The following is a 24667-nucleotide window of genomic DNA, read 5'->3' as shown; positions in this document are numbered from 1 at the left end:
TCAACGCTCCACTCGCAGCATACGGTCAAGGGCGATGGCCACGGCGACGATCACCAGTCCGCTTTCAAAGCCGAGGGAGGCATTCACCGTGTTCAATGCGCGCACTACCGGCACGCCAAGGCCGTCCGCGCCGACCAGCGCGGCAATCACCACCATCGACAGCGACAGCATGATCGTTTGGTTCAGGCCGGTCATGATCTGCGGGAAGGCAGAGGGCAGTTCGACCTTCCACAGGATCTGCATGCGGGTGGCGCCAAAGGCTTCGCCGGCCTCTGTCAGCGCACGCGGTACCTGACTGACGCCCAGTTGGGTCAGGCGGATCGGGGCAGGCAGAACAAAGATAAAGGTGGCGACCAGACCGGGCACCATGCCGATGCCGAACAATACGATCATCGGGATCAGGTACACAAAGGTCGGAATCGTCTGCATCATGTCCAGAACCGGCAGGATCGCCTTGAAAAACTTGGGCCGATGGGCAGCGTAAATCCCGATGGGCACGCCAACGCCCATACAGAAAATCACCGCAAAGAAGATCAGCGTCAGGCTTTCGGTGGTTTCTTCCCAGTAGCCTTGGTTCAGGACGTAAAGGAAACAGACAATTACCAGCGCCACACGACCAAGGCTGCGTTGCAGGTAGTAGGTCAGGGCCGCAAACAGGGCCACGACGATCAGCGCTGGCGGTGCCTGTAGTAGCCACAGGAATCCGTCAATTCCGTCGCTCAGAAAATCATCAATTGCGTCGAACAGCACCCCGAAGGTGTCGGTCAACCAGTCAAATCCTGCGGCAATCCACTTGCCGACGGGGATTTTGCTTTCTTCAAGCCAGTTCATATGGCCCCCTATTCCGTGAGTGTTTGATCAGGTTCGCGTCTGATCTCGGCTGTGCGCCACCCCTTGCAGCCGACAAAAAGCGCGCCAGACAGGTCCGGCGCGCTTTGGGATGTTTTTACAGACCCAGCGAGGCCTTCACGGCGGCAACTGCATCGCCACCGTCTTTGGTGGTGACGCCGTCCAGCCAGCCCATGAAAGCGGCGGGGTTTTCTTTCAGCCAGGCTTTGGCAGCGTCATCGGCCGCTTCACCGTCGTTCAGGATCGCGCCCATGATTTCGTTTTCCATCGCCAGCGAAAATTCGAGGTTCGTCAGCATCTTGCCCAGATTTGGGCATTCGGTGGAGAAACCAGCGCGGGTGTTGGTGTCGACCACTGCGCCGCCCAGATTTGGGCCGAAGAAATCGTCGCCGCCAGTCAGGTAAGACATGTCAAAGTTGGCGTTCATCGGGTGAGGTTCCCAGCCGAGGAAGACGATCGGTTCGTCCTTTTTGCTGGCGCGCGCAACCTGTGCCAGCATCCCCTGTTCGGAGCTTTCGGCAACCTCGAACGCCTTCAGGCCGAAGGAATCGCCATCAATCATCGATTGGATCAGACGGTTGCCGTCGTTGCCGGGCTCAATACCGTAGATCTTGCCTTCCAGCGCGTCGGCGTGCTTGGCGATGTCGGCGAAATCCTTGATGCCCAGCTCTGCGGCCACTTTGTTCACCGCGAGGGTGTATTTCGCGCCTTCAAGGTTGGTGCGCACGGTCTCAACGGTGCCGGCCTCGCGGTAGGGGGCGATGTCTGCCTCCATCGTTGGCATCCAGTTGCCGAGGAATACGTCGACGTCACCGTTTGCCAGCGAGGTGTAGGTCACAGGAACGGACAGAACCTTGATGTCGGTTTCATAGCCCATCGCTTCCAGCACCACGGTGGTGGCTGCGGTGGTGGCGGTGATGTCGGTCCAGCCCACATCAGAGAAGGTGACACTGCCACAATCGGCCAGCGCCGGGGTGGCTGCCACGAGGGCCAGAGCGGAAAGAGTTGTCTTAAGGGTCATTGCGACCTCCCTGTTCTTTTTCTTGATTGACGAGTCAATAAAAAACAAATTAGCTTAATGAGGCAAGTAATTTTCTACGACACAGACGAGAAACTGATGCCAAAGCTAGGGATGGAGCCTATACGCCGCGCAGCACTGGTGAAAGCGGCGATCGCTGAGATCGGGGAATCCGGTACGCTGGACGTGACCGTCAGCCAGATCGCCAAGAGGGCGGGGATGTCTTCGGCTTTGGCGCATCACTATTTCGGTGGGAAAGAGCAGATATTCTTGGCGGCAATGCGCCATACGCTGGCGGTTTATTCGGCTGAGGTGCGTGGTGCCTTGGGGATGGCCAATACCCCGCGTGAACGGGTTGAGGCGGTGGTAAAATCCAGCTTTAGTCATATGAACTTCCGTCAGGATGTGGTGGCGGCATGGCTGAATTTCTACGTTCTTGCCCAAACGTCAGAGGAGGCGAAGCGCCTGCTGAACGTTTACCAGCTGCGCCTGCGCCGCACCCTTGGTCACGCGCTGCGCCCTGTTGTGGGCGATCGTGCACCAGCGGTGGCAGCACGGATCGCCGCGCTGATTGATGGCATCTATCTGGAACAGTCGCTGGGCTATGAACCGGCCTCCAGCGAAAGCGCCTTTGCGCTGATCATGGGCTACGTCGGTCTGGAAATAGATCGCGGTCCGTCTGGCTAGCCTCCTTTCCTGTGGGTGGCTTGGGCCCTGAAAAATCACCAGAAAACACTCCTTCCGTACTGAAAGCACTGCAAAATGACATATGATTTCCAGCCTCTTGCCAGCCATTTCGTCAATGGCCGCTACGTCGAAGATACCGCTGGCACCGCGTTTGACGTGATCTATCCGGCGACCGGCAAGGTGATCGCCAAACTACATGAGGCGACCGAGGCGGTGATCGAAGAGGCGATCACATCTGCACTGGCCGCGCAGCAGGCATGGGCCGCGATGTCCGGCACCGAACGGGGCCGTATCCTGCGCCGCGCGGCGGATATTATGCGTGAACGCAACCACGATCTGTCGGTTCTGGAAACCCACGACACCGGCAAGCCTTTGCAGGAAACGCTGGTGGCTGATGCAACGTCGGGTGCGGATGCGCTGGAATACTTTGGTGGTCTGGCGGGCAGCTTGACCGGTGAGCACATTGCGCTGGGAGATGGTAATTTCGCATACACCAGCCGCGAGGCACTGGGCCTTTGCGTCGGAATTGGCGCCTGGAACTATCCGACGCAGATCGCCTGCTGGAAAGGCGCACCAGCGCTGGCCTGTGGCAACGCAATGATCTTCAAGCCGTCTGAAACGACACCGCTGTCGGCCCTGAAGGTTGCCGAAATTCTGGTAGAGGCAGGCCTGCCCGCCGGTCTTTACAATGTGGTTCAGGGCACCGGTAAGGTCGGCGGCCCGCTGGTCACTGATCCGCGCGTGAACAAGGTATCACTGACCGGGTCTGTGCCAACAGGGCGCAAGGTCTATGCGGCGGCGGCCGAGGGCATGAAACACGTGACGATGGAACTGGGCGGCAAATCCCCGCTGGTGATTTTCGATGACGCCGATCTGGAGAGCGCCGTCAGCGGTGCGATCAACGGCAATTTCTATTCCTCCGGTCAGATCTGTTCCAACGGCACGCGGGTGTTTGTGCAAAAGGGCATTAAAGAGGCCTTCCTCACCCGACTGAGTGAACGCCTGAAGGGGGCCAAAATGGGCGATCCGATGGATGAAAGCGTGAACTTTGGCCCGATGGTGTCGGAAAATCAGATTTCCATCGTCGAGCGTTACGTGGCCAAAGGGCTGGAAGAGGGCGCGCGTCTGGTCAGCGGCGGTACGCGTCTGGATCAGGATGGGTATTGGATCGAACCGGCGATCTTTGCTGATGTCAGCGACGATATGGTGATCGCGCGCGAAGAGATCTTTGGCCCCGTGATGTGCGTTCTGGATTTCGAGGATGAGGCAGAGGTGCTGGCGCGCGCCAATGACACGGAATTTGGTCTGGCCGCTGGCGTTTTCACCTCTGATCTGACCCGCGCGCACCGTGTGGTCGCAGGGTTCGAGGCGGGCACCTGCTACATCAACACCTACAACGACGCGCCGGTAGAGGTGCCGTTTGGTGGGTCAAAAATGTCCGGTGTGGGTCGCGAAAACGCAAAAACCGCGATCAATCACTATAGCGAGTTGAAGTCGGTCTTTGTGCGTCTGGACGCCTGCGAAGCAGCGTTCTGATCCCTTTATCGCGGGCCGGGTGACAAGGATCCCCCGGCTCATCGCCCACCCACCCACCCCGATGCGCCGGGGGATCCTTACGGATCGTTTGGCGCATCGGGACAGGGAAAGTGCGGCATCCATCTGTTTCTGGAGTATGAAGAATGGAAGCGGATTTTGTAATCGTAGGTGCAGGTTCTGCCGGTTGCGCTATGGCCTACCGGCTGAGTGAGGCGGGGGCATCCGTTATTGTGATCGAACACGGTGGCAGTGATGCGGGTCCGTTCATCCAGATGCCTGCGGCGCTGAGTTACCCGATGAACATGTCGATGTATGACTGGGGCTATATGTCGGAACCGGAACCTCATCTGGGTAATCGGGAATTGGTTTGCCCGCGCGGTAAAGTGATTGGCGGATCGTCGTCGATCAACGGAATGGTCTATGTGCGCGGTCACGCCCATGATTTCGACTACTGGCGCGATCAGGGCGCGGACGGCTGGGGCTATGCGGACGTGTTGCCCTATTACAAACGGATGGAAACCTGGCACGATGGGGGCCATGGCGGAAATCCTGACTGGCGCGGCAAGGATGGCCCGCTGCATGTAACCCGTGGGCCACGTAACAACCCGCTGCACGCCGCCTTTGTTGAGGCGGGGCGTCAGGCGGGCTATCCGGTGACAGATGATTATAACGGTGAGCAGCAAGAGGGCTTCGGCCCGATGGAGCAGACGGTATACAAAGGCCGCCGCTGGTCTGCAGCAAATGCCTACCTGAAGCCAGCTTTGAAGCGTGAAAACTGCACGCTTGTGCGCGGTCTGGCCTGTAAGGTGGTGATCGAAGAGCAGCGTGCCACAGGGGTCGAGATCAAGCGCGGCGGCAAAACAGAGGTGATCCGCGCCCGCCGTGAGGTGGTTCTGGCGGCTTCGTCGCTGAATTCGCCCAAGCTGTTGATGCTGTCGGGCATCGGTTCGGCGGCGCATCTGGCGGACCATGGCATCGACGTTGTGGCAGATCGCCCCGGTGTCGGCGCCAACCTGCAAGACCACCTTGAGGTCTATTTCCAGATGGCGGCCAGTCAGCCGGTGACGCTTTACAAATACTGGAACCTGATCTGCAAAGGCCTGTTGGGGGCGCAGTGGCTGTTCACCAAAACCGGCCTTGGTGCGTCGAACCAGTTTGAAAGCGCGGCTTTCATTCGGTCACGTGCGGGCATTGATTATCCCGATATCCAATATCACTTCCTGCCGTTGGCAGTGCGCTATGACGGTAAAGCGGCGGCAGAGGGTCATGGGTTCCAGGCCCACGTCGGCCCGATGCGGTCCGAAAGTCGTGGAAATGTGACCCTGCGCTCCAGCGATCCAAACGCCGCGCCGGTGATCCGTTTCAATTACATGAGTGAAGAAAGCGATTGGGTGGAGTTCCGCCAGGCCCTGCGCCTGACCCGTGAGATCTTCGGTCAGGAGGCGTTCAAGCCCTACGTCAAGCATGAGATCCAGCCGGGCAAGGATCTGGTCACAGACGATGAACTGGATGGTTTCATCCGCGAGCACGCAGAAAGCGCCTATCACCCCTGTGGCACCTGTCGCATGGGGCGCGCCGATGATCCGCTGGCAGTGGTGGATCCCGATGCGCGGGTGATCGGCGTTGATGGCCTGCGGGTGGCGGACAGCTCGATCTTTCCACGCATTACCAACGGCAACCTCAACGCGCCGTCGATTATGGTGGGCGAAAAGGTATCTGACAGCCTGCTGGGGCGTCCGCGTCTGGCGTCTGACAATGCACAGCCGTGGATCAGCCCGACCTGGCAAACCGCGCAGCGGTAACGCATCGCCCGAGGTGCATCGATATCGTTAAACATACGGCGCGCAGATCCCCTCTGCGCGCCGTGATTACGTGGAGCTGTGTGCGGGTGGTATCAGCTGCTTTGACCCACTTTGCGCAGCAGGGCAGGCAAGTCGGAGATGTCGATGCCCCGGCGCACGCGAAAGGCGGGGTTCTGGCTGCCGCCGCTGTCTTTCCAGTAGGGACGCATCACATAGACCGCAAAGGCCACTTCGGTGTTTTCTCCTTGAATGGCCTGCAAACCGCGGCCCTGTAGTTCAATCGCGACATCAAAACCTTTGAGAGGGACGCGAAAGCCACCCCCGACCTTGGTGTCGCCATCCACCAGCAGGGTGATGCCATCGCCATATGTCACGTCGCGCACCAGCACGTAATACTGGGTGGGGTTGTTCACCGCCTCGGCAAATCCCCATTCATCCAGCAATGCGCCTCCCTCTTTGATGTCTGGGGTCAGATAGTCAGACAGGCGCGTATAGACCCGATTGTAGCTGACGCGGTTTGGATAGGCGATCTCAAAGCTGGAACGCGACCGAATCAGCGCATCTGCATGCAGTTTGATGGCCGGATTGCCAAACTCTCCGCCCAGATCCACCCCGCCGCTATAGCTGGCGGCATCTGACGTTTTGTCACGTGGATGATCTGGCACATCGAAACCGGGCACATCGCCAAGATAGCTGAGGGTGTTCTGGTCCTGATCCCACAGGAACAGACTGCCAGCCTTGTAACCGCCGGAATTGATAAAGCCATAATTCGTATGGGAAAAATCAAGGTTGATTGGAATGGTTTGGCCTGATTTGAAACAGCCGCTGAGGCTGAGGATGGCCAGCAGTGACAAGAGGCGCAGAGGGGTGATCATGGTGGGACTCCCAAAAATCTGTGGTGCAGAAACGGCGAAAAGAAAGGATCATGAACGGATTGAATAGGGCCACTATACATAATTCTGCACAAAACTCACCAGTCGGGGGGGATGCCGTGGGATCGGGGTGGGCGTCGCCGATCATGCCCCACAAAGTTATGCAGGTTTTTTGCATTGAGCGGCACAAGTTGATCCGCGTCAAAGTGAGGGCTGAGTCTCAGGGTTAACCTGCACTCAAACGCAAGGAAAAAGGAGATGCGCTGATGTCGAACACCCCTCATGAGCTGGCCGAAGAGTTCCCGGAATTCGTCGAAAAAATGTCCGCCCTGAAGGTTTCGGATGCCCATTTTGCCAAAATGGCAGAGGAGTATCACGAACTGAACCGTAAGGTGCATGGCGCCGAAACCAATGTGGCACCGCGCGAAGAACTGGCCGAAGTGGACCTGCGCAAGCGTCGTGGCGCACTGAAGGATGAAATCTACGCTTACCTGAAAGCCAACTAAGCCTGAGGTGATCAGGTTTGGAGCCGACCTTGGGGTCGGTCATAAAAAGGGCCCGCCACCCAGGGGACAGCTTGGGGGCGGGCCTAATTGTTTGCAGCCTTGGCCGGTAAGTGGCTGGAAACAACAGTTGGATATTTGAGGGAACTCGTTACCAAACGTCAGGGCCGTGACTGGCAGTAGGGATGCGTCACGACCCGGATCTGAAGGCGTGTTGGATCAGAATTTGAAACGTACGCCGAAGTTCACCGAGGTGCTGGACAAATCGTCTGACACGCGGGCCACGCCAGCGGGCGACGTGCGGGTGCCGTTGACGTCGTAGCTGCGGGCATAGCGGACGTCACCGAAGATGGCGGTCGACTCGCTCACGTCATAGGAGGCACCTGCGATCAGCTGGGTGGTGAACACCTCATCTTCGCCCCGGATGGTGACGTTATTATTTGCACCGTAAACCACGTCCTGATCGATAAAACCAACACCAATACCGGCACCCAGGTAGGGGGTGAAGGCGCTGCCAATGTCAAAATCGACAATGGCGTTTGCCAGCAGGAAGGTGGAGGAGATGTCGCCAGCCGGGTTGGCCTCGTTGCCAGCGCCGTTTCCAGAGAAGTCTACAGCGTCAACGTCGTTGCTGCGGTAGGACAGTTCGATTTCACCGCGCAGGGTTGCGCTGCTGCCCAGCGGGCCGATTTCACGGCCGATGGCGATACCGTAGCTGGCGTTTTCGTCCAGATCGGTTTCAACGGTCTGACGGTTGCCGCCGATGCGGCCGGAGAAGTCCAGGTCGTCTGCGTAAGAATATCCGACGAAGCCTGAGGCATACCAGTCTTGGGCAAATGCGGGGGCGGCGACGGTAGCGGATGCGATCAGCGTGGCGCCAAGGAGGGTGCGTTTTAACATATTTGAACCTTTGATGTGATAAGGGCGGTGGGGCCGTGTGGTGACTTTCTTCGATGGGCCTAAACCACCACGGGGCCGCCATTTTGTCATTTCACAAGGTCCAAAGAATTTGTGTGCCGATGCCAGTGATCTAAAATGGAAACTGGGATTTGAAGAGTAACTATTTGATAAAATTATATAAAAATTCACACATTTTGTCACGCGCAGCTCACATGCGGATCTCAAAGGCCGTAATGTCTGCGCGCCACGCGCGGAATTGAGGTGTGTGTGATCGGCTGTGCTCTTAAGGTTTTGCCTCCGTCTCTGAGGTTGGGCGGAAAGGGCACAGATAACGGCGTTCAGCCGACGTCGTAGGGCAGGACTTCGCGCCGGTTGTTGTTCACAGTAAGGCGTCTTTCCAACGGAGGAACGGCCCGTTGATGGCAATTTTGGCGCTCGCAGATTCGGCAGGAAATGCCGATCGGTTCGTAAACATGTGGGTTATTGAGGTCGAGGCCGTCAGCATAAACCAACTCATCCGCATGGCGGATCTCGCAGCCCAGTGAAATCGCATACCGCCGTACCGGTGCGCCGAAACTGCCGCCCCATTTTGATACATCCCGTGCCAGGCTGATGTAGCGCACCCCGTCCGGTGTTTCTGCCAATTGGCGTAGGAAGCGGCCCGGCGTTTCAAACGCGCGGTGCACGTTCCACAGTGGGCAGGCGCCGCCGAAACGGGCAAATTGCAGCCGTGTGGCTGAATGGCGTTTGGTGATCGTGCCTGCCTGATCCACCCGCACAAAGAAGAACGGGATGCCCTTAGCCCCCGGACGCTGCAGGGTCGACAGTCGATGCGCGATCTGTTCGATCGATGCGCCGAAACGGTGCGAAAGCAGTTCCAGATCGTGACGTGTCGCCTGCGCTTCGGCCAGAAAATCGGCATAGGGCATCAGCGCGGCACCGGCGAAGTAGTTGGCCAGACCGATTTTGGCGATGGAGCGCGCCTCCTCCGACTGGAAACGTGCCAGATCCAGCGTCGCTTCCAGCAGTTTGTTTTGGTGCAGTAGGGCGATTTGCAGCAGCAGCTGAAAGGTCTGGGTTTCCGGCGCGGTGCGGCTGGACATGGTCAGTGTGCGGCTATCGGGATCATAGTGGCGCACCGGTGCGCTGTCGTTGAAATTGACCTTCAGTCCGGCAGATTTCAACGATTTCAGCGCATGCAGGCGAATGCCGCCGGGGCCCGCCGCATGAGAGAAGTGTTCCGCCGCGCGGTCGACAGCGTCAATATAGTTGTCACAGTAATGGAAGAAGTCGCGCACTTCTTCCCATGGGCTTTGCTGACTGCCGCGATCCTCGCGCCCCAGTGCCTCATCCAATGAGGCAAGGCGTTCATGGGTCTGGCGGTAGGCGCGGTGCAGGTCCAGAAAGGCCCGCGCCAGCGCTGGTGCGTTTGAGGCAGTCAGGCGCAGATCGGCCAGCGGCGGCATTGCGTCAGCAAACAGCGGGTCGGCCAATGCCTCGCGCATGTCGCTGACCATCCGTTCGCTGTCGCCGGTGCTGAGTTCAGTGACGTCAAACCCGAATTCCTGCGCCAAGGCTAGTACAACCGTGGTCGACACCGGACGGTTGTTGTTTTCCATCTGGTTCAGATAGGGCAGGGAGACACCCAGTTTGGTGGCAAACTCTTTCTGTGTCAGGCCAAGCCGCTGGCGTGTTTCGCGCAGTTTCGCACCCGCGTAGAGTTTCTGAGTGGCCATTGCGTACGCCTCGGGGGTTTACAAGTTTGCTTTTGCAGTATCGTAGTTTTGCAAACCCACCGAGGCAAGAGGGGGCGCGATCAAGCCAATATCAGGCGGCTGCCAATTGCCGGTCGCGGCGCATCACATAGAGGATGCACAGCACAGATAGGGCGGAGGACAGTGCCATCAGCGCAATAAGCGGTAGATCACTGCGCGCCCCCTGTACCAAGCCGCCGCTATAGGCCGACAGCGCGGCGCCGCCGCCGATCAGCAGCGTGCTGCCCAGTCCGGCAGCGGTGCCTGCCAGCTGCGGGCGCACGGACAGCATGCCTGCGGCCGCATTCGGCAGTGCCAGCCCGTTGCCGAGCCCAACCAAGACCATGGCGCCAAAGAAATTCAGCGGCGCGGTGAAGCCCGCAAGGCTTATCAGATAGGCCGCTGTGGTGCCAAAGGTGGCCATTAGCGTGCCCCATAGGACCATAGTGTTCACCCCAAAACGCGCGGCAAAGCGGCCAGTGATATAGTTGCCAAAGAAATAACCAAGGCCAGGTGTTGCCATCCACATTCCCAGCGTGGTGGGCGAAATCTGATACAGGTTTGCCCCCAGATATGGGGCACCGCCCAGGTAGGCAAAGAAAGCACCGGAGGAGAGGGCAGAGGCCAGCGCATAGCACCAGAACCGATGTGACGTCAGGATTAGCGGATATTCGCGGATCTGCTGGCGCAGTGGTGTGCCGGTGTTGGTCGCGGTCTCGCCGACATCGTGGTAAATCAGTGTCAGCAGCATCAGGCTACAGACCAACAGCAGAATAAAGGACGCCTTCCAGCCGAACAGAATGTCCAGCGCGCCGCCCAGTGCCGGCGCCAGCATCGGGATCAGCGCCATTCCCATTGTGACGTACCCCATGACTGATGCGGCTTGATCCTGTGGGTACAGGTCGCGGATCACCGCGCGGCTTAGCACGATGGCAGCGGCAATCACGGCCTGCATCATGCGAAACACCATGAACACCTCTGCGTTTGGAGAGAGGAGGCAGCCCAGTGTTGCCAGCGCAAACAGCGCGGTTGCCCAAAGTAGGACGGGCCGCCGTCCGTAGCGATCTGACAGCGGGCCAATGAACAGTTGCAGCACGGCATTTACCCCCAGATAGAGGGCGATTGACAGCTGGATAAAGGCGTAATCGGTTTGAAAATAACGCGCCATGCTGGGCAGGGATGGCAGAAAGACGTTGATCGCCAGGGCTGACATGCCCGCCAGAACAACCAGTGTCGCCACATGCGGTGGCGTCTGGCGGTCGAGGAATCTGATCTGTGGCTGGCTGGTCATGTGCGGTCCTGAAGGGGGGAATCGTGTGTGGTGGTGTGCGTCAACCTAGGGTGGGAGAGGGGGCTAAGGAATAGTGGCTTCGCAAGTTTGCAATTAGCTTCTGTCTATCTGCCAAGTTTTTGCAAATTTGCCGGATTTCCCTTTGAGCCGCAGGTTGTTCTGCCTATACCTGTGTCAAACCATGAAGAGGTCCGTCATGAAAGATATTCTCCAGCAACTGGAAGACCGCCGTGCCGCCGCCCGTCTTGGGGGTGGTCAGCGCCGCATCGACAGTCAGCACGCCAAAGGCAAACTGACTGCCCGTGAACGTATCGAACTGCTGCTTGATGAAGGCAGTTTTGAAGAGTTCGACATGTTCAAGACTCACCGCTGCACCGAATTTGGCATGGATGCTGATAAGCCTGCTGGCGACGGTGTGATCACCGGCTGGGGCACGATCAACGGTCGTATGGTCTATGTCTTCTCGCAGGACTTCACCGTGTTCGGCGGTTCGCTGTCGGAAACCCATGCGCAGAAAATTTGCAAAATTCAGGACATGGCGATCCAGAACGGTGCGCCGATTATTGGTCTGAATGATTCTGGCGGCGCGCGTATTCAGGAAGGTGTCGACAGCCTTGCCGGCTACGCCGAGGTGTTCCAGCGCAATATTATGGCTTCGGGCGTGGTTCCGCAGATCTCTGTCATCATGGGGCCGTGCGCTGGTGGTGCTGTGTATTCGCCCGCGATGACCGACTTCATCTTTATGGTCAAAGATACTTCCTACATGTTCGTCACCGGTCCCGACGTTGTAAAAACCGTGACCAATGAGGTTGTGACGGCAGAGGAGTTGGGGGGCGCGTCGACCCACACCAAGAAATCGTCGGTCGCTGATGGAGCCTTTGAAAACGATGTTGAGGCACTGGCCGAAGTGCGCCGTCTGGTCGACTTCCTGCCGCTCAACAACCGCGAAAAGCCGCCGGTCCGCCCCTTCTTTGATGAGCCGGGCCGCATTGAAAATTCGCTCGACACCATCGTGCCGGAAAACCCCAATACGCCTTACGACATGAAGGAACTCATCACCAAAGTGGCTGATGAAGGGGATTTCTACGAAATTCAGGAAGACTACGCGAAAAACATCATCACCGGTTTCATCCGTCTGGAAGGTCAGACTGTAGGTGTTGTCGCCAACCAGCCGATGGTTCTGGCGGGCTGTCTGGATATTGATGCCAGCCGCAAGGCCGCGCGCTTCGTGCGCTTCTGCGACTGTTTTGAAATTCCGATCCTGACGCTGGTTGACGTTCCGGGCTTCCTGCCGGGCACCTCGCAGGAATACGGCGGCGTGATCAAACACGGTGCGAAACTGCTGTTTGCCTATGGTGAGGCCACCGTTCCCAAGGTCACCGTGATCACCCGTAAAGCCTATGGGGGTGCCTATGACGTGATGGCGTCCAAGCACCTGCGCGGTGATTTCAACTACGCTTGGCCGACGGCAGAGATTGCGGTGATGGGTGCCAAAGGCGCGACCGAGATTATCCACCGTGCTGATCTGGGCGACGCCGATAAGATCGCGGCGCACACCAAAGACTACGAAGACCGTTTCGCCACCCCGTTTGTGGCCGCTGAACGGGGCTTCATTGATGAGGTGATCCAGCCGAAATCGACCCGTCGCCGTGTGTCCCGTGCGTTCGCCAGCCTGCGCAACAAGCAGCTGAAAAACCCGTGGAAAAAGCACGACAATATCCCGCTCTAAACAGCACTGCGTCACAGAAGTGACGGCCCGCATCCGCCGGTTTTCCGGCGGGTGCATGTGAACCCATTCGGGTGGCCTCTGGCTGCCATTGAAGGACTCTCTGTATGACTCGCCGCACCCGCAGCACATGGCATATCCAAAGCGAAGGTGACACCTTAACGGTGGCACGCCGCGTGCCTGTGCGGATGGATGTGGCAGCACAGGCGACCTTCCCAGCTTGCAACCGTTTGGCGCTGGCACAGCAGATCCGTCAGGATCTGTGGCGCCGTCTGCAGCGGCTGCGCGGTTTTGCCCCTGTGGTACAGGTGGTGCGCGAAGCGGACGGTCTGCGCGTCACCGCTGGCGGGCAACTGGCGGCGGCCGCACCGGACCATACGTCGGCGTATGTGGCTGAGATGCTGAACACACCGCATCTGCGCCAGCGCTGGATTGCCAATGCCAGTAAAGGGCAGCAGGCGGGGGCCGCTGGCAGGGAGGTGCGTGATGTTTGACCTACTCCTGACCTCTGTGGCGGCGGGCGCCCTTGCCACCTCTGGTCTGGTGATGGAGAGCGTGGCTCCCTCTGGCCTGACGCTGAAACTTCTCGATCAGCGGATCGAGGCGCTTTATGACGGCGGCGCGCTGGCCCGCTACCGCTTTGTCGCGCCTGCGCTGGCTGAAAAAGAGCTGCAATACGATTCGGTTGCCGATGACTTTGCCTATCTTTGCGAATCCTTTGCGTTGCCGGATCTGGCGGCCAAACAGGCTGACGTCGCGCAAATCATTATCTCTTTTTCTTCTGCAGAACTGGAGTTCGGCGATACTGCGCCTGATATCGTTCAGTTTTTTGAAGCTTTCCGTGTCGAAAACGACCGCTGCATCTGGGAGGCGTACTAATGTCTCCACAATATCTTGTGCAGAGTGCTTTGGTGCAGGCGCCGGTTGCGACTTTGGCGTCACAGCTTGGTGTGGCGGGCGTCATCTGGTGGCCCTTTGAGGTTGTTCGGGGTATGATTGGCGGCGGTAGCCGTCAGGCTGCCGTTACCTCATATTGGGGGCAGGCAGGGGTTTTGGCCCTTGTTTCACAGGTTCCGAACGACAGGAGAAAGACATGTCGAACCGTATCAAAGCTGTGCTGGCCGTTGGCATCGTTGCTGCTCTGGCAGCCTGCGCACAACAAGCAGAAGAAGAATTTGTTGTGGTCGAGCCCGAACCGATCTCGGTTGAGCCCGTCTACACCGGCAAATACAAGTAACGCAGGCACTCGCCTCGTCACACAGGAACAGGCCGTGGGTCGGCCTGTTCCGGTCTGCCCGCGCGCCCTTAACACAGGGAGCAGACCATGCTGAAACACCGCGGGTTTCCGGGCCGTATGCCCAGCACCGATTACCAATTCACCATCCGCCGTGCCAATCCCAAGGGGGCAACCCCGTTGATTGCGCGCGAACGCTACCGCGACCGCCGCCCACCGGATCGGCGCGCCGACACCGCCTTTATGAAGGCGCTGTGGGAACATTTCGGCGATCAGCCGTTTGAACGTGGTAATCTGGATGGTGGCCGCCTCAGCTGGATGTTCGGCCGCGAGGTGCTGGCGGCCGAAGAAAACTTCGATCCTGAAAGCTATGAAGCCCTGCTGATCATTGACGAAGCAAAGGCGCGTGCGGCTTTCCCAGAGGCGTTTGAGGATATTTGATGGGTCACACGGGTGCATATCACACCTGTGGCCGTCAAATGACGGCCCCACCCCCAGTGGGCAGCCTGCGCTGCACGCCGGTAGGGCGGGGCCTGGGTGAGGGGCCGATGACCGGCCCCTCCGAGGGATCGTTAAGATCAGAAGTTCAGCTGCGCCGAGATCTGGATACGATCATCGTCGAAGGAACGACCGGTGATGGTGTCGTTCCGCTCGCCGTAGAAGTATTCAGCGCCGATGGTCAGATCGTCCGTCAGGCTGTAGAAGGCGTTCAGGTGAACCGTCTCCAATTCATCGAAGGACAGCGTGCCGGTCGAGGTCGGCAGGTCGTATTCTTCGCGACCGTAGGCGATGCCCACGCTCAGCTTGTCGTTGACGCTCTGACGGAATTCGACGGTATAACCTTCGACGTCATTGGCTTGGCCACCAACAGCGGCAGCGCCGCCACCGATCATCAGCGGACCCAGGGCTTCGCCGTAGACGTAAGTCGCGGTGAAGGTACCACCGGCCCAGGGGCTGACGGTGCCCGATACGGTGATGCCGGTCTGGTCGATGTTGGACCCACCGGATTGAACCGTGCCGGTCAGACCCGCGATGCGTGCGCCCCAGCCTTCGCCATTGTAGGCGGCTGCTGCGGTGAACACCGGATCTTCGGAGGCCGCGTTGTTTTCTTCGATCGAGGCCGAGAGGCTCACGTTGTCAAAGCTCGTGGTGTAGCGGATCTGTGGCACACGGGCAAAGGTGATGCCGACGGGGCCATTAAACTCTACCGAGGTGGGGTAGTGGCTGATCGGCATGAAGTTGGTCCAGTCCTGACCAATCAGCCAGGTGCCGCCGATGTCGATGCTGGCATGACGCAGACGCAGTTCCGCTGTGCCGCCCGAACCGAACAGGTCCAGTTCCAGTTTGCCCTTCACGTCGCCAAGAGCGCTCGGGGTGCTGGTGCGGAAGCCAAGGCGCGTCTGGCGCGCTGTGGCACCAAAATCGCCGCTGATGGCATTTGCGGGTTCACCGATGTTGTTGACGAAGGCAGTGTCGCCCTGCGCAAAGTCGTTTTCATAGAAAAAATCGGCTTTCAGGTAGCCGTAGATGTCTACGGAGGTGCCGCCGAAGCTGAGGTCGCCGCCACCGGCTTCCAGTGCCTCAACACGCGCGCGCAGCTCATCAATCTCGCTCTTGGAGCCGTGGCCGTCTGCGAATGCTGCGGTACCGGCGGAGGTAATTCCCAGCGCGGCCAGCGTCAGCAGTTTGGTTGCTTGGTTCTTCATCATGTAGGTCCTTTCCCTAGCGTTGGCCCCACCATGCCTCACATGCGGGCAGCGTCTGACGAAGTAACATCGGAGAGAAGTGCCGTTACCGTATTTTCACGTTATCGAGAGTGTGATGTGACGCTGCGGCAGATTTTCGGAAAATCAGTGGTTAAGCATCTGGAAACCCTTGCCGCGTTTTCGTGTGCTTTGGCCTACGCGGCGGCGTTTGACAGTAATAATTCTGCGGTGCAGCACGTCAAGTGTAACGTTTTTGTAACAGGTGTTTTTGGTCAAATTCCCCTGCTTGGAGAGTTTTCTTTAGGCGAGAACTTGCCTCGGTTGTCGAGAATTGAGCAGGAAGCGGCCCATTTTTGCACCTCTGGCGCGGTATCCTTGGCTGTCGAGTCGGGCTTTGGCACCCTGTCTGCAGTCGCGACCGCCCCAAAGCCTGGGGGCGCCGCGATCGCTTGTGTCCCAAGCCGAAACCCTTCCCCTCAAGGACGGAGGCGCCAGTCTGCGGCACCTTCGTCCTCTTTTTTTGTCACGCGCCCCCCGCGCCCTGCGCAGGGCGCAAAGCTGGGCCCGAACCAGCAGGGCCTTGCCGATTTTGCGTCCAAAGCGCCGCTCCGCTTGGCAAACAGGCGTAAGGGCGGTGAACTCTCTATCCACGTGATGCGAAAGAGAGGCCAAACATGCCCAGAAAAACCTGGTTATTTGTCACGCTCGCCGCGAGCGGCCTGTCGGCCTGTGGTGACACGGTTGCGGAACGCGCCATCGTTGGCGCAGGCGCAGGAGTTGCAACCGCGGTTGTCGTCAACGGCAACGCGGGTACGGGGGCCATTGTCGGCGCTGCTGCCAATGTCGCCTATTGCGAAGCTTACCCGTCACGCTGCTGATGCGGCGCTGACTGCTGTGCGGGCCCGTCCTGCGCAGCCTGTTGAATTGAACCCCATCGTGGCCCTGCGCTGCGGTGGGGTTTTTGTTGCCATGTGCCCGGACGCGTTGTGTGCGGGTGCCAATTTGGAAGGGACGAGAAATGTTCAATAAGATCCTGATCGCGAACCGGGGCGAAATCGCCTGCCGCGTTATCAAGACGGCCCGCAAGATGGGCATTCAGACCGTGGCCATCTATTCGGACGCCGATAAACAGGCGCTGCACGTGCAGATGGCGGATGAAGCTATCCACATCGGCCCGCCGCCGGCGAACCAATCCTATATTGTTATCGACAAGGTGATGGAGGCGATCCGCCAGTCGGGGGCGCAGGCGGTCCACCCGGGCTACGGCTTCTTGTCTGAGAACTCCAAATTTGCCGAGGCGCTGGAAGCCGAAGGTGTTGCCTTCGTCGGCCCGCCCAAAGGCGCGATTGAGGCGATGGGTGACAAAATCACCTCGAAGAAGATCGCCCAAGAGGCAGGCGTGTCCACCGTTCCAGGCTACATGGGCCTGATTGAGGACGCCGAAGAAGCGGTGAAAATCTCGAACGAGGTTGGCTATCCGGTGATGATCAAAGCCTCCGCCGGTGGCGGCGGTAAAGGCATGCGGATCGCATGGAACGACGACGAAGCGCGCGAAGGTTTCCAGTCGTCCAAGAACGAAGCGGCCAACAGTTTTGGCGATGACCGGATCTTTATCGAAAAATTTGTGACCCAGCCGCGCCACATCGAAATTCAGGTGCTGTGCGATGCGCACGGTAACGGCATCTACCTGAACGAACGCGAATGTTCGATCCAGCGCCGGAACCAGAAGGTTGTCGAAGAGGCGCCGTCGCCCTTCCTTGATGAGGCGACCCGTAAGGCAATGGGCGAACAGTCCGTCGCACTGGCCAAAGCCGTGGGTTATGCCAGCGCCGGTACTGTGGAATTCATCGTTGATGGCGATCGCAACTTCTACTTCCTCGAAATGAACACCCGTCTGCAGGTGGAACACCCTGTGACTGAGCTGATCACTGGTGTCGATCTGGTGGAACAAATGATCCGCGTCGCCAATGGCGAAGCGCTGACCATCAAGCAAGAAGACGTGCAGATTAATGGCTGGGCGATCGAAAACCGCGTTTACGCCGAAGATCCCTACCGTAACTTCCTGCCCTCGATCGGTCGTCTGACCCGCTACCGTCCGCCGGCGGAAATTGCTGCGGGCCCGATGCAGGACAACGGCAAATGGGCCGATGACGCCACCGTCGGCGAAGGCTTTGCCGTACGGAACGACACCGGCGTCTATGAGGGCGGCGAAATCTCGATGTATTATGACCCGATGATCGCAAAACTCTGCACCTGGGCGCCGACCCGTGGGGAGGCGATCGAGGCTATGCGCAACGCGCTGGACGGGTTCGAGCTGGAAGGTATCGGTCACAACCTACCGTTTGTCAGCGCCGTGATGGACCATCCGAAATTCATCAGCGGTGATATGACCACCGCCTTCATCGCCGAAGAGTACCCCGAAGGTTTCGAAGGTGTGGATCTGCCGGATGATGCGCTGAAACGCATTGCGGCCGCCTGCTCTGCGATGCACCGTGTTGCCGAAATCCGCCGCACTCGGGTATCGGGCCGTATGGACAACCATGAACGTCGCGTTGGCTCTGACTGGGTTGTGACTCTGCAAGGTGCCGAGTTCCCGGTGACGGTTCAGGCAGATCATGATGGGTCCACCGTGACCTTTGCCGATGGCAGCAGTCACCGTGTGGCCTCTGAATGGACCCCGGGCGATCAACTGGCCACTATCATGGTCGATGGTGAGACGTTGGTGCTGAAAGTTGGCAAGGTTTCGGGCGGGTTCCGCATCCGCAGCCGTGGTGCGGATCTGAAAGTCCATGTGCGCACCCCGCGTCAGGCGGAACTGGCCAAACTGATGCCGGAAAAACTGCCGCCGGATACCTCGAAAATGCTGCTCTGCCCAATGCCGGGCCTGATCGTGAAGGTTGACGTGGAAGTGGGCGACGAAGTGCAGGAAGGTCAGGCACTGTGCACCGTTGAGGCGATGAAGATGGAAAACATCCTGCGCGCCGAAAAGAAAGCCGTGGTCAGCAAGATTAACGCGGCGCCGGGCGACAGCCTTGCCGTGGATGATGTGATCATCGAGTTCGAGTGAGCCAGACAGCCACATATCACGTTTATGCTCAGGCGGCGTCCATCGCGGTACCGCCTGACGCAGGGCGCCATGGCAGGTTTTCCTGTCGTGACGTCCTGAGCGATCATCCTGATGATTATCTGGGTGACTATTCGTTCTCTTTTTGTTCTAACTTGAGGCCCGTGAATCACACGAAGGCCTCTTGCGATGACATATCTTGTCGATGTGCTGTTCTTCGATATGAACAGCTATTTTGCTTCTGTGGCACAGCAGGAAGAACCGACACTGATCGGGCGACCTGTTGGCGTGCTGACGACCGACGCGCCGGGCGCGGCCTGTATTGCTGCCAGCACCGAAGCCAAGCGCTGCGGCGTCCGGATGGGCACCCGTCAGGCCGAAGCGCGCGTATTGTGTCCCGACATTGTCTTTCGTCCCGCACGCCACGACGTTTGCGTGCGCTATCATCATGCGATCCGTGCGGCCGCCGAAGAGATCCTGCCGATCGAGGCAGCGCATTCGGTGGACGAATTTTCCTGTCAGCTGCGCGGCCCCCAGCGCGAGTTGGCACAGGCGTTGGAGATTGCGCAGCAGTTGCAGACCAATATTCTGCACCGGGTTGGGCCTGCGATGCGCAGTTCGGTGGGCGTCGCGCCCTCGCGCCTACTGGCCAAGATCGCGGCGGAATTGCAAAAGCCGATGGGCATCAACTGGCTACACCCGGCGGTGCTGCCGGAAAAGATCGGCCATCTGCAACTGTCCGATCTGCCGGGGATTTCCAAGGGCATGCAGCCACGGTTACAGGCGGCGGGGATCGTGACGGTGGCCGACCTCTATGCGCTGCCGCCCAAACACGCCCGCGCGATCTGGGGCAATGTAAATGGCGAACGGTTTCTGCGCGAATTGCGCGGGGAACAGGTGGTCTGGCCACGTGCACAGGGGCATTCACTGGGCCATGGTCAGGTGCTGAGCGGCGCCAATGCGACCCGATTGGGCGCGCGTCTGGTGGCGCGGCGCCTGCTGGTCAAAGCGGCGGCGCGATTGCGGCGTACGGGCGATTTTTGCGCAGGTCTATCACTGGGCGTGCGGATGCACAGCGGGGCGCGGTTTGGCCGCAAGGCGCGCTTTCCCTCAACGCAGGACAGTCTGGTGCTGCTGGGTCATCTGGATGGCATGTGGCAGGATCTGCCATGGTCGCGGGCGGGTTTGCAGCCAGTGCGCTCTGTCTCGGTCACTTTGGTGGAGAGGGCCAGCGCGGCACAGCACACGGCGGATTTGTTCGAGGGGCGTCAGGGCCCGGGCAAACGCACCCCGCGCGAGGATCTGTGCCATATGATCGACCGGCTCAATCAAAAATACGGACGCGACACCATACGGTTTGGCGAATTGCCTCCCTTTCATGTGCCTTACACGGGGGCCAAGATTGCCTTTGGTCGGGTGCCGGACCCCGAAGATTTTCACGAGTGATCGCCCCCCTCGCGGGGGATCACTCCTTGCCCAGCTCCACCCGTATCTCTTGTTGTCGGGTCGGCCATTTGTCGATGGAGCGCGTGATTTCGCGCACGGTCCATGGGGCTGGTTTGCGCAATTTGATGCCGCCGTCCTTGTCGATCAGCGCCAGCATAAAACCGCGTGGGCGCAGCTTCTTACGTAGGGTGGATTTTGCCTTTGGATCTGTGTCCGTCAGGATCACCACATCGCGCAGCAGCAATTCCTCCACATCGGCTTCCAGAAATCGCATCTGTTCCACGAATCGCGGATCCGCAGTGGCGTCGGCAAAAACGACGATGGGCCTTTTGACCCACAGAAAATCGTCCAGCGCCACCTCAGCGCTGTCGACGATAGGTAACTCTGGCGTTGCGGTCGCCTCCTGTGCCAATCCGGCGCTGGCGCCGAAGGGCAGGGATAAAACCGCAAGAATTCCAAATACGTGTCGCATCAAAGAAAAGCCTCCTGTCGATCAAGATATAGGCATCTCAGCGCTGATTGCGACCACGAAGCGTATGAAAACACCTGTGGCCCCATCATCTGGGACCACCTGCCACAGCCACTCGCATAGAGCGCCCCTCCTGGCGCAGACGAAAGGACGATAGCATGACCAACAGCAACGACGATTGGCGCAAACTCGCTGAAAAGGAACTCCGTGGGCGCCCGCTGGAGGATCTGACCTGGAAAACGCTGGAAGGCATCGACATCAAGCCGCTCTACACGGCTGAGGATACCAAGGATCTGCCCCATGTCGGCACCACTCCGGGGTTTGCCCCGTTCACCCGTGGCGTGAAGGCAACGATGTATGCGGGCCGTCCCTGGACCATTCGTCAGTACGCCGGTTTTTCGACCGCCGAGGAATCGAATGCCTTTTACCGCAAGAACCTTGCAGCCGGTCAGCAAGGTGTTTCTGTCGCCTTCGATCTGGCCACGCACCGTGGCTACGACAGCGACCACGAACGCGTTGTGGGGGATGTGGGCAAGGCAGGCGTTGCGATTGACAGCGTTGAGGATATGAAAATCCTCTTTGATGGCATTCCGCTGGACAAGGTGTCCGTGTCGATGACCATGAACGGCGCGGTGATCCCGATCCTTGCCAGCTTCATCGTTGCGGGTGAGGAACAGGGCCATGATCGCAGTCTTCTGGCTGGCACCATTCAGAACGACATTCTGAAAGAGTTCATGGTGCGCAACACCTACATCTACCCGCCAGAGCCGTCGATGCGGATCATTTCCGACATTATCGAATACACCTCGAACGAGATGCCGAAGTTCAACTCCATCTCGATTTCCGGCTATCACATGCAAGAGGCGGGCGCGAACCTGGTGCAGGAACTGGCCTACACCATCGCCGATGGCCGCGAATATGTGCGTGCGGCGATCAACGCAGGTATGGACGTGGACAAATTCGCAGGCCGTCTGTCGTTCTTCTTTGCCATCGGCATGAACTTTTTCATGGAGGCAGCAAAACTGCGTGCAGCGCGGACGCTGTGGTTCCGCGTGATGGAAGAGTTCGGCGCAAAATCCGAGCGTTCCAAAATGCTGCGCACCCACTGCCAGACTTCTGGCGTGTCGCTGCAGGAACAAGACCCCTATAACAACGTGATCCGCACTGCCTATGAAGCGATGTCTGCGGTTCTGGGCGGCACCCAGTCTTTGCACACCAACGCGCTGGACGAGGCAATCGCGCTGCCGACCGAATTTTCGGCCCGTATCGCCCGGAACACCCAGATCATCCTGCAGGAAGAAACCGGTGTCACCAATGTGGTCGATCCGCTGGCAGGGTCCTATTATGTCGAAAGCCTGACCGAAGAGCTGATCGAAAAAGCCTGGGATCTGATCCAAGAGGTTGAAGCGATGGGTGGTATGACCAAAGCCGTGGCCTCTGGCATGCCGAAACTGCGGATCGAGGAATCGGCGGCCAAACGTCAGGCGATGATCGACCGTGGCGAAGAGGTGATTGTGGGCGTGAACAAATACCGCCTCACCGAAGAAGACCCGATCGACATTCTGGATGTGGACAACGTGGCGGTGCGCGAAAGTCAGATCGCCCGTCTGAACCAGATCCGCGAAACCCGTGATGAGGTGGTTTGCACCGCCGCACTGGAAGCACTTACCACAGGCGCCAAAGAGGGCGGTAACCTGCTGGCACTGGCTGTCGAAGCAGCCCGCGCCCGCGCAACTGTTGGGGAAATCAGCATGGCAATGGAGAAGGAATTCGGCCGTCACCGCGCCGAAGTGAAGACCCTCGCCGGTGTTTACGGCGCGGCCTATGAGGGCGACGAAGGGTTCGCCAACATTCAGAAATCCATCGAGGCCTTCGCCGAAGAAGAGGGCCGCCGCCCGCGTCTGTTGGTGGTGAAAATGGGTCAGGACGGCCATGACCGCGGTGCGAAGGTGATCGCCACCGCCTTTGCTGACATCGGTTTTGACGTCGACGTTGGCCCGCTGTTCCAGACCCCCGCAGAAGCGGCGCAAGATGCGGTGGATAACGATGTACACGTCGTCGGCATCTCGTCTCAGGCGGCAGGTCACAAAACGCTGGCCCCTCAGCTGATCGAGGCGCTGAAGGAAAAAGACGCAGAGGATATCATCGTCATCTGCGGCGGCGTGATTCCGCAGCAGGACTATGACTTCCTGAAAAATGCAGGCGTTAAGGCGATCTTTGGTCCCGGCACCAACATCCCCGAAGCGGCGCAGGACATCCTGAACATCATCCGCGAAGCCCGTGCCTGATCAGGACCAAGCGATCCGCTAAGGAATTAGAAAGCCCCGGCAGCTGCGCGCTGTCGGGGCTTTTTAGTGTCAGAGTGTTGGCGCACCCGGCAGTTCCTCTGAGAAGATACGAGAAGCGAACAAGTGTCGTAGTCGCGCCCGCCCCATCAAACCGCAGGTTTGTCTTCGACAAAACGGAGCGGTTCGGGCGCTGCCAAGTCTTCGATTTGGCATTGTTTTCTTGCTCACGAGCAGCACACAAAAAAGGCGCCCACCTGCATCAGGGGGCGCCTTCTCTTAGGTCTCGCGATTGCGTCGGGGGTTAGGCGTTGGCCGCTTCACCCGTGGCTTCGGTTGCGTCTTCCGCTTCCTTGTTGCTGGCCACCCACAGGGCTGCCGCACCAAGGATCGCAGAGATGGCAGAGCCGGACAGAACGCCCATGCGCACCTGGTTCATCATCGCCGCATCCGAGAAGGAGAGCGAGCCGATGAACAGCGACATGGTAAAGCCGATACCGGCCAGACAGGCGACGCCGTAGATGTGCAGCCAGTTCGCGCCATGCGGCATGCGTGCCATGCCCGCCTTGACCATCAGGAAGGTCACGCCAAAGACGCCCACCTGTTTGCCCAGGATCAGACCCAGCGCGATGCCCAGCGGCAGCGGTGCGAACAGATCGGCAAAGGTCATGCCCTGCAGCACCACACCGGCGTTGGCAAAGGCAAAGACGGGGATGATCAGGTAAAGCACATAAGGTGTCAGCGCGTGTTCCAGCGAATGCAGCGGGCTCTTACCCCATTTGTCCTTCATTGGGATGCAGAAAGCGGTGATCACACCGGCCAGCGTCGCGTGAACGCCAGATTTCAGCACGAAGAACCACATCACCACACCCAAGAGGATCATCGGCGCCATACGGTGTGCACCCTTGAGGTTCAGCCAGATCAGCGCACCCAGCGGGATGAGCGACAGGTAGAGGTAGTCGATTTTCAGTTCAGCTGTGTAGAACAGCGCAATGATGATGATCGCGCCAAGGTCGTCCAGAATGGCAAGCGTCAGCAGGAAGACCTTGAGCGACGCCGGCGCGCGGCTGCCCATCAGCGCCAGAATACCCAGCGCAAAGGCGATATCAGTGGCCGCAGGGATCGCCCAGCCGGTGACCGAAGGCAGGCCCCAGTTCAGCGCCACAAAGATCAGTGCTGGCATCACCATGCCGCCCACTGCCGCCATGCCGGGTAGCACGACATCGGCGGGGTTCTTTAGTTTGCCCTCCATCATCTCGCGCTTCAGTTCAAGACCAATGAGGAAGAAGAAGATTGCCATCAACCCGTCGTTGATCCAAAGGATCAGCGGTTTCTTCAGGCCAACACCATCCAGTGTCACGGCGAAATAGGCACCCAGGAAATCTTCGTAGAATACGGATAGGGCCGAGTTGGCCACGATCAGCGCAGCCACCGCAGAGAGCATCAGAAGGATACCCCCTGAAGCTTCATGCCTGAAAAACTTGTCAATTGCCCGTAGAAGCATTTCGTTTCCTTTACTCTCTAT

The 24667-nt window shown here is 58.9% G+C and carries 22 protein-coding genes; 13 read left to right on the top strand and 9 right to left on the bottom strand.

Features of this window, described 5'->3' with window-relative positions:
* Positions 1-831 carry a choline ABC transporter permease subunit gene (choW, locus tag MHM86_RS06190; protein ID WP_239197077.1) on the bottom strand — a complete coding sequence of 277 codons (831 nt, stop codon included), beginning with the start codon at positions 829-831 and terminating at the stop codon, positions 1-3.
* 115 nt (positions 832-946) lie between these two features.
* On the bottom strand, positions 947-1870 hold the full coding sequence (locus tag MHM86_RS06185; RefSeq protein WP_239197075.1) for a choline ABC transporter substrate-binding protein: 924 nt from the start codon (positions 1868-1870) through the stop codon (positions 947-949).
* 96 nt (positions 1871-1966) lie between these two features.
* On the opposite strand from MHM86_RS06185, the gene betI reads away from it, so the two are divergent.
* From betI to betA, 3 genes are all read left to right on the top strand, one after another.
* Complete coding sequence (gene betI, locus MHM86_RS06180) at positions 1967-2554, top strand: transcriptional regulator BetI (protein ID WP_239197073.1); 588 nt, start codon at positions 1967-1969, stop codon at positions 2552-2554.
* A 75-nt stretch (positions 2555-2629) separates the two neighbouring features.
* Positions 2630-4090 carry a betaine-aldehyde dehydrogenase gene (gene betB / locus MHM86_RS06175; protein ID WP_239197071.1) on the top strand — a complete coding sequence of 487 codons (1461 nt, stop codon included), beginning with the start codon at positions 2630-2632 and terminating at the stop codon, positions 4088-4090.
* Between the two features lie 143 nt (positions 4091-4233).
* Positions 4234-5892 carry a choline dehydrogenase gene (gene betA / locus MHM86_RS06170; RefSeq protein WP_239197069.1) on the top strand — a complete coding sequence of 553 codons (1659 nt, stop codon included), beginning with the start codon at positions 4234-4236 and terminating at the stop codon, positions 5890-5892.
* Between the two features lie 92 nt (positions 5893-5984).
* On the opposite strand, the gene MHM86_RS06165 is transcribed toward betA, so the two are convergent.
* On the bottom strand, positions 5985-6767 hold the full coding sequence (locus tag MHM86_RS06165) for a hypothetical protein (RefSeq protein ID WP_239197067.1): 783 nt from the start codon (positions 6765-6767) through the stop codon (positions 5985-5987).
* 263 nt (positions 6768-7030) lie between these two features.
* On the opposite strand from MHM86_RS06165, the gene MHM86_RS06160 reads away from it, so the two are divergent.
* Positions 7031-7270, top strand: a complete 240-nt coding sequence (locus MHM86_RS06160; RefSeq protein ID WP_058319921.1) for a YdcH family protein — start codon at positions 7031-7033, stop codon at positions 7268-7270.
* Between the two features lie 216 nt (positions 7271-7486).
* Here the strand turns inward: MHM86_RS06160 and MHM86_RS06155 are convergent, their stop codons facing one another.
* The 3 genes from MHM86_RS06155 to MHM86_RS06145 all read right to left on the bottom strand — a co-directional run bounded on the left by MHM86_RS06155 (position 7487) and on the right by MHM86_RS06145 (position 11212).
* Positions 7487-8167, bottom strand: coding sequence for an outer membrane protein (locus MHM86_RS06155; protein ID WP_239197065.1), 681 nt, complete (start codon positions 8165-8167; stop codon positions 7487-7489).
* A gap of 338 nt (positions 8168-8505) precedes the next feature.
* On the bottom strand, positions 8506-9903 hold the full coding sequence (locus MHM86_RS06150; protein WP_239197062.1) for a short-chain fatty acyl-CoA regulator family protein: 1398 nt from the start codon (positions 9901-9903) through the stop codon (positions 8506-8508).
* A gap of 91 nt (positions 9904-9994) precedes the next feature.
* Complete coding sequence (locus MHM86_RS06145; RefSeq protein ID WP_239197060.1) at positions 9995-11212, bottom strand: multidrug effflux MFS transporter; 1218 nt, start codon at positions 11210-11212, stop codon at positions 9995-9997.
* A gap of 196 nt (positions 11213-11408) precedes the next feature.
* On the opposite strand from MHM86_RS06145, the gene MHM86_RS06140 reads away from it, so the two are divergent.
* The 5 genes from MHM86_RS06140 (at position 11409) to MHM86_RS06120 (ending at position 14613) form a co-directional block, all read left to right on the top strand.
* Positions 11409-12941 (top strand): acyl-CoA carboxylase subunit beta, encoded by a 1533-nt coding sequence (locus MHM86_RS06140; RefSeq protein WP_239197058.1) that lies wholly within the window; start codon positions 11409-11411, stop codon positions 12939-12941.
* Positions 12942-13045: 104 nt separating this feature from the next.
* A complete protein-coding gene (locus MHM86_RS06135; RefSeq protein WP_239197056.1) occupies positions 13046-13432 on the top strand; it encodes a hypothetical protein in 387 nt (128 codons plus the stop codon).
* On the top strand, positions 13425-13817 hold the full coding sequence (locus MHM86_RS06130; RefSeq protein WP_239197054.1) for a DUF6497 family protein: 393 nt from the start codon (positions 13425-13427) through the stop codon (positions 13815-13817). The genes MHM86_RS06135 and MHM86_RS06130 overlap by 8 nt, the downstream gene beginning before the upstream one ends.
* Before the next feature lie 214 nt (positions 13818-14031).
* Complete coding sequence (locus MHM86_RS06125) at positions 14032-14175, top strand: hypothetical protein (protein ID WP_239197052.1); 144 nt, start codon at positions 14032-14034, stop codon at positions 14173-14175.
* Positions 14176-14262: 87 nt separating this feature from the next.
* Complete coding sequence (locus MHM86_RS06120; protein WP_239197050.1) at positions 14263-14613, top strand: hypothetical protein; 351 nt, start codon at positions 14263-14265, stop codon at positions 14611-14613.
* A 137-nt stretch (positions 14614-14750) separates the two neighbouring features.
* Here the strand turns inward: MHM86_RS06120 and MHM86_RS06115 are convergent, their stop codons facing one another.
* Positions 14751-15878 carry a DcaP family trimeric outer membrane transporter gene (locus MHM86_RS06115; RefSeq protein WP_239197048.1) on the bottom strand — a complete coding sequence of 376 codons (1128 nt, stop codon included), beginning with the start codon at positions 15876-15878 and terminating at the stop codon, positions 14751-14753.
* Positions 15879-16552: 674 nt separating this feature from the next.
* Between MHM86_RS06115 and MHM86_RS06110 the strand changes: the two genes are divergently transcribed.
* From MHM86_RS06110 to MHM86_RS06100, 3 genes are all read left to right on the top strand, one after another.
* The gene (locus tag MHM86_RS06110; protein ID WP_239197047.1) at positions 16553-16756 is read left to right on the top strand and encodes a hypothetical protein; all 204 of its coding nucleotides are present in this window, start codon (positions 16553-16555) and stop codon (positions 16754-16756) included.
* Positions 16757-16896: 140 nt separating this feature from the next.
* Positions 16897-18945 carry an acetyl/propionyl/methylcrotonyl-CoA carboxylase subunit alpha gene (locus MHM86_RS06105; protein WP_239197045.1) on the top strand — a complete coding sequence of 683 codons (2049 nt, stop codon included), beginning with the start codon at positions 16897-16899 and terminating at the stop codon, positions 18943-18945.
* Positions 18946-19131: 186 nt separating this feature from the next.
* On the top strand, positions 19132-20388 hold the full coding sequence (locus tag MHM86_RS06100) for a hypothetical protein (RefSeq protein WP_239197043.1): 1257 nt from the start codon (positions 19132-19134) through the stop codon (positions 20386-20388).
* Positions 20389-20407: 19 nt separating this feature from the next.
* Here the strand turns inward: MHM86_RS06100 and MHM86_RS06095 are convergent, their stop codons facing one another.
* Entirely contained in the window at positions 20408-20860 is a 453-nt protein-coding gene (locus MHM86_RS06095) for a DUF4174 domain-containing protein (protein WP_239197041.1), read from the bottom strand.
* Between the two features lie 155 nt (positions 20861-21015).
* On the opposite strand from MHM86_RS06095, the gene scpA reads away from it, so the two are divergent.
* On the top strand, positions 21016-23145 hold the full coding sequence (scpA, locus tag MHM86_RS06090; protein ID WP_239197039.1) for a methylmalonyl-CoA mutase: 2130 nt from the start codon (positions 21016-21018) through the stop codon (positions 23143-23145).
* A 301-nt stretch (positions 23146-23446) separates the two neighbouring features.
* On the opposite strand, the gene nhaA is transcribed toward scpA, so the two are convergent.
* Positions 23447-24646: a Na+/H+ antiporter NhaA gene (nhaA, locus tag MHM86_RS06085; RefSeq protein WP_239197037.1), complete on the bottom strand. Its 1200-nt coding sequence runs from the start codon at positions 24644-24646 to the stop codon at positions 23447-23449.
* Between the last annotated feature and the right edge of the window lie 21 nt (positions 24647-24667).

It is taken from the genome of Thalassobius sp. Cn5-15 (assembly GCF_022347685.1).
Taxonomy (GTDB): Bacteria; Pseudomonadota; Alphaproteobacteria; order Rhodobacterales; family Rhodobacteraceae; genus Thalassobius.
The sequence above is the reverse complement of the archived record's forward strand: the minus strand, read 5'-3'. Positions and strand labels throughout refer to the sequence as shown.

Bases quoted from the DNA above. Each gene is read 5' to 3' on its own strand.
- MHM86_RS06115 (WP_239197048.1), bottom strand. From the start codon at position 15,878: ATGAAGAACCAAGCAACCAAACTGCTGACGCTGGCCGCGCTGGGAATT.
- MHM86_RS06150 (WP_239197062.1), bottom strand. From the start codon at position 9,903: ATGGCCACTCAGAAACTCTACGCGGGTGCGAAACTGCGCGAAACACGC.
- betB (WP_239197071.1), top strand. From the start codon at position 2,630: ATGACATATGATTTCCAGCCTCTTGCCAGCCATTTCGTCAATGGCCGC.
- MHM86_RS06155 (WP_239197065.1), bottom strand. From the start codon at position 8,167: ATGTTAAAACGCACCCTCCTTGGCGCCACGCTGATCGCATCCGCTACC.
- MHM86_RS06105 (WP_239197045.1), top strand. From the start codon at position 16,897: ATGTTCAATAAGATCCTGATCGCGAACCGGGGCGAAATCGCCTGCCGC.
- MHM86_RS06135 (WP_239197056.1), top strand. From the start codon at position 13,046: ATGACTCGCCGCACCCGCAGCACATGGCATATCCAAAGCGAAGGTGAC.
- MHM86_RS06125 (WP_239197052.1), top strand. From the start codon at position 14,032: ATGTCGAACCGTATCAAAGCTGTGCTGGCCGTTGGCATCGTTGCTGCT.
- scpA (WP_239197039.1), top strand. From the start codon at position 21,016: ATGACCAACAGCAACGACGATTGGCGCAAACTCGCTGAAAAGGAACTC.
- MHM86_RS06130 (WP_239197054.1), top strand. From the start codon at position 13,425: ATGTTTGACCTACTCCTGACCTCTGTGGCGGCGGGCGCCCTTGCCACC.
- betA (WP_239197069.1), top strand. From the start codon at position 4,234: ATGGAAGCGGATTTTGTAATCGTAGGTGCAGGTTCTGCCGGTTGCGCT.
- MHM86_RS06140 (WP_239197058.1), top strand. From the start codon at position 11,409: ATGAAAGATATTCTCCAGCAACTGGAAGACCGCCGTGCCGCCGCCCGT.
- betI (WP_239197073.1), top strand. From the start codon at position 1,967: ATGCCAAAGCTAGGGATGGAGCCTATACGCCGCGCAGCACTGGTGAAA.
- nhaA (WP_239197037.1), bottom strand. From the start codon at position 24,646: ATGCTTCTACGGGCAATTGACAAGTTTTTCAGGCATGAAGCTTCAGGG.
- choW (WP_239197077.1), bottom strand. From the start codon at position 831: ATGAACTGGCTTGAAGAAAGCAAAATCCCCGTCGGCAAGTGGATTGCC.
- MHM86_RS06165 (WP_239197067.1), bottom strand. From the start codon at position 6,767: ATGATCACCCCTCTGCGCCTCTTGTCACTGCTGGCCATCCTCAGCCTC.
- MHM86_RS06095 (WP_239197041.1), bottom strand. From the start codon at position 20,860: ATGCGACACGTATTTGGAATTCTTGCGGTTTTATCCCTGCCCTTCGGC.
- MHM86_RS06120 (WP_239197050.1), top strand. From the start codon at position 14,263: ATGCTGAAACACCGCGGGTTTCCGGGCCGTATGCCCAGCACCGATTAC.
- MHM86_RS06100 (WP_239197043.1), top strand. From the start codon at position 19,132: ATGACATATCTTGTCGATGTGCTGTTCTTCGATATGAACAGCTATTTT.
- MHM86_RS06145 (WP_239197060.1), bottom strand. From the start codon at position 11,212: ATGACCAGCCAGCCACAGATCAGATTCCTCGACCGCCAGACGCCACCG.
- MHM86_RS06110 (WP_239197047.1), top strand. From the start codon at position 16,553: ATGCCCAGAAAAACCTGGTTATTTGTCACGCTCGCCGCGAGCGGCCTG.
- MHM86_RS06160 (WP_058319921.1), top strand. From the start codon at position 7,031: ATGTCGAACACCCCTCATGAGCTGGCCGAAGAGTTCCCGGAATTCGTC.
- MHM86_RS06185 (WP_239197075.1), bottom strand. From the start codon at position 1,870: ATGACCCTTAAGACAACTCTTTCCGCTCTGGCCCTCGTGGCAGCCACC.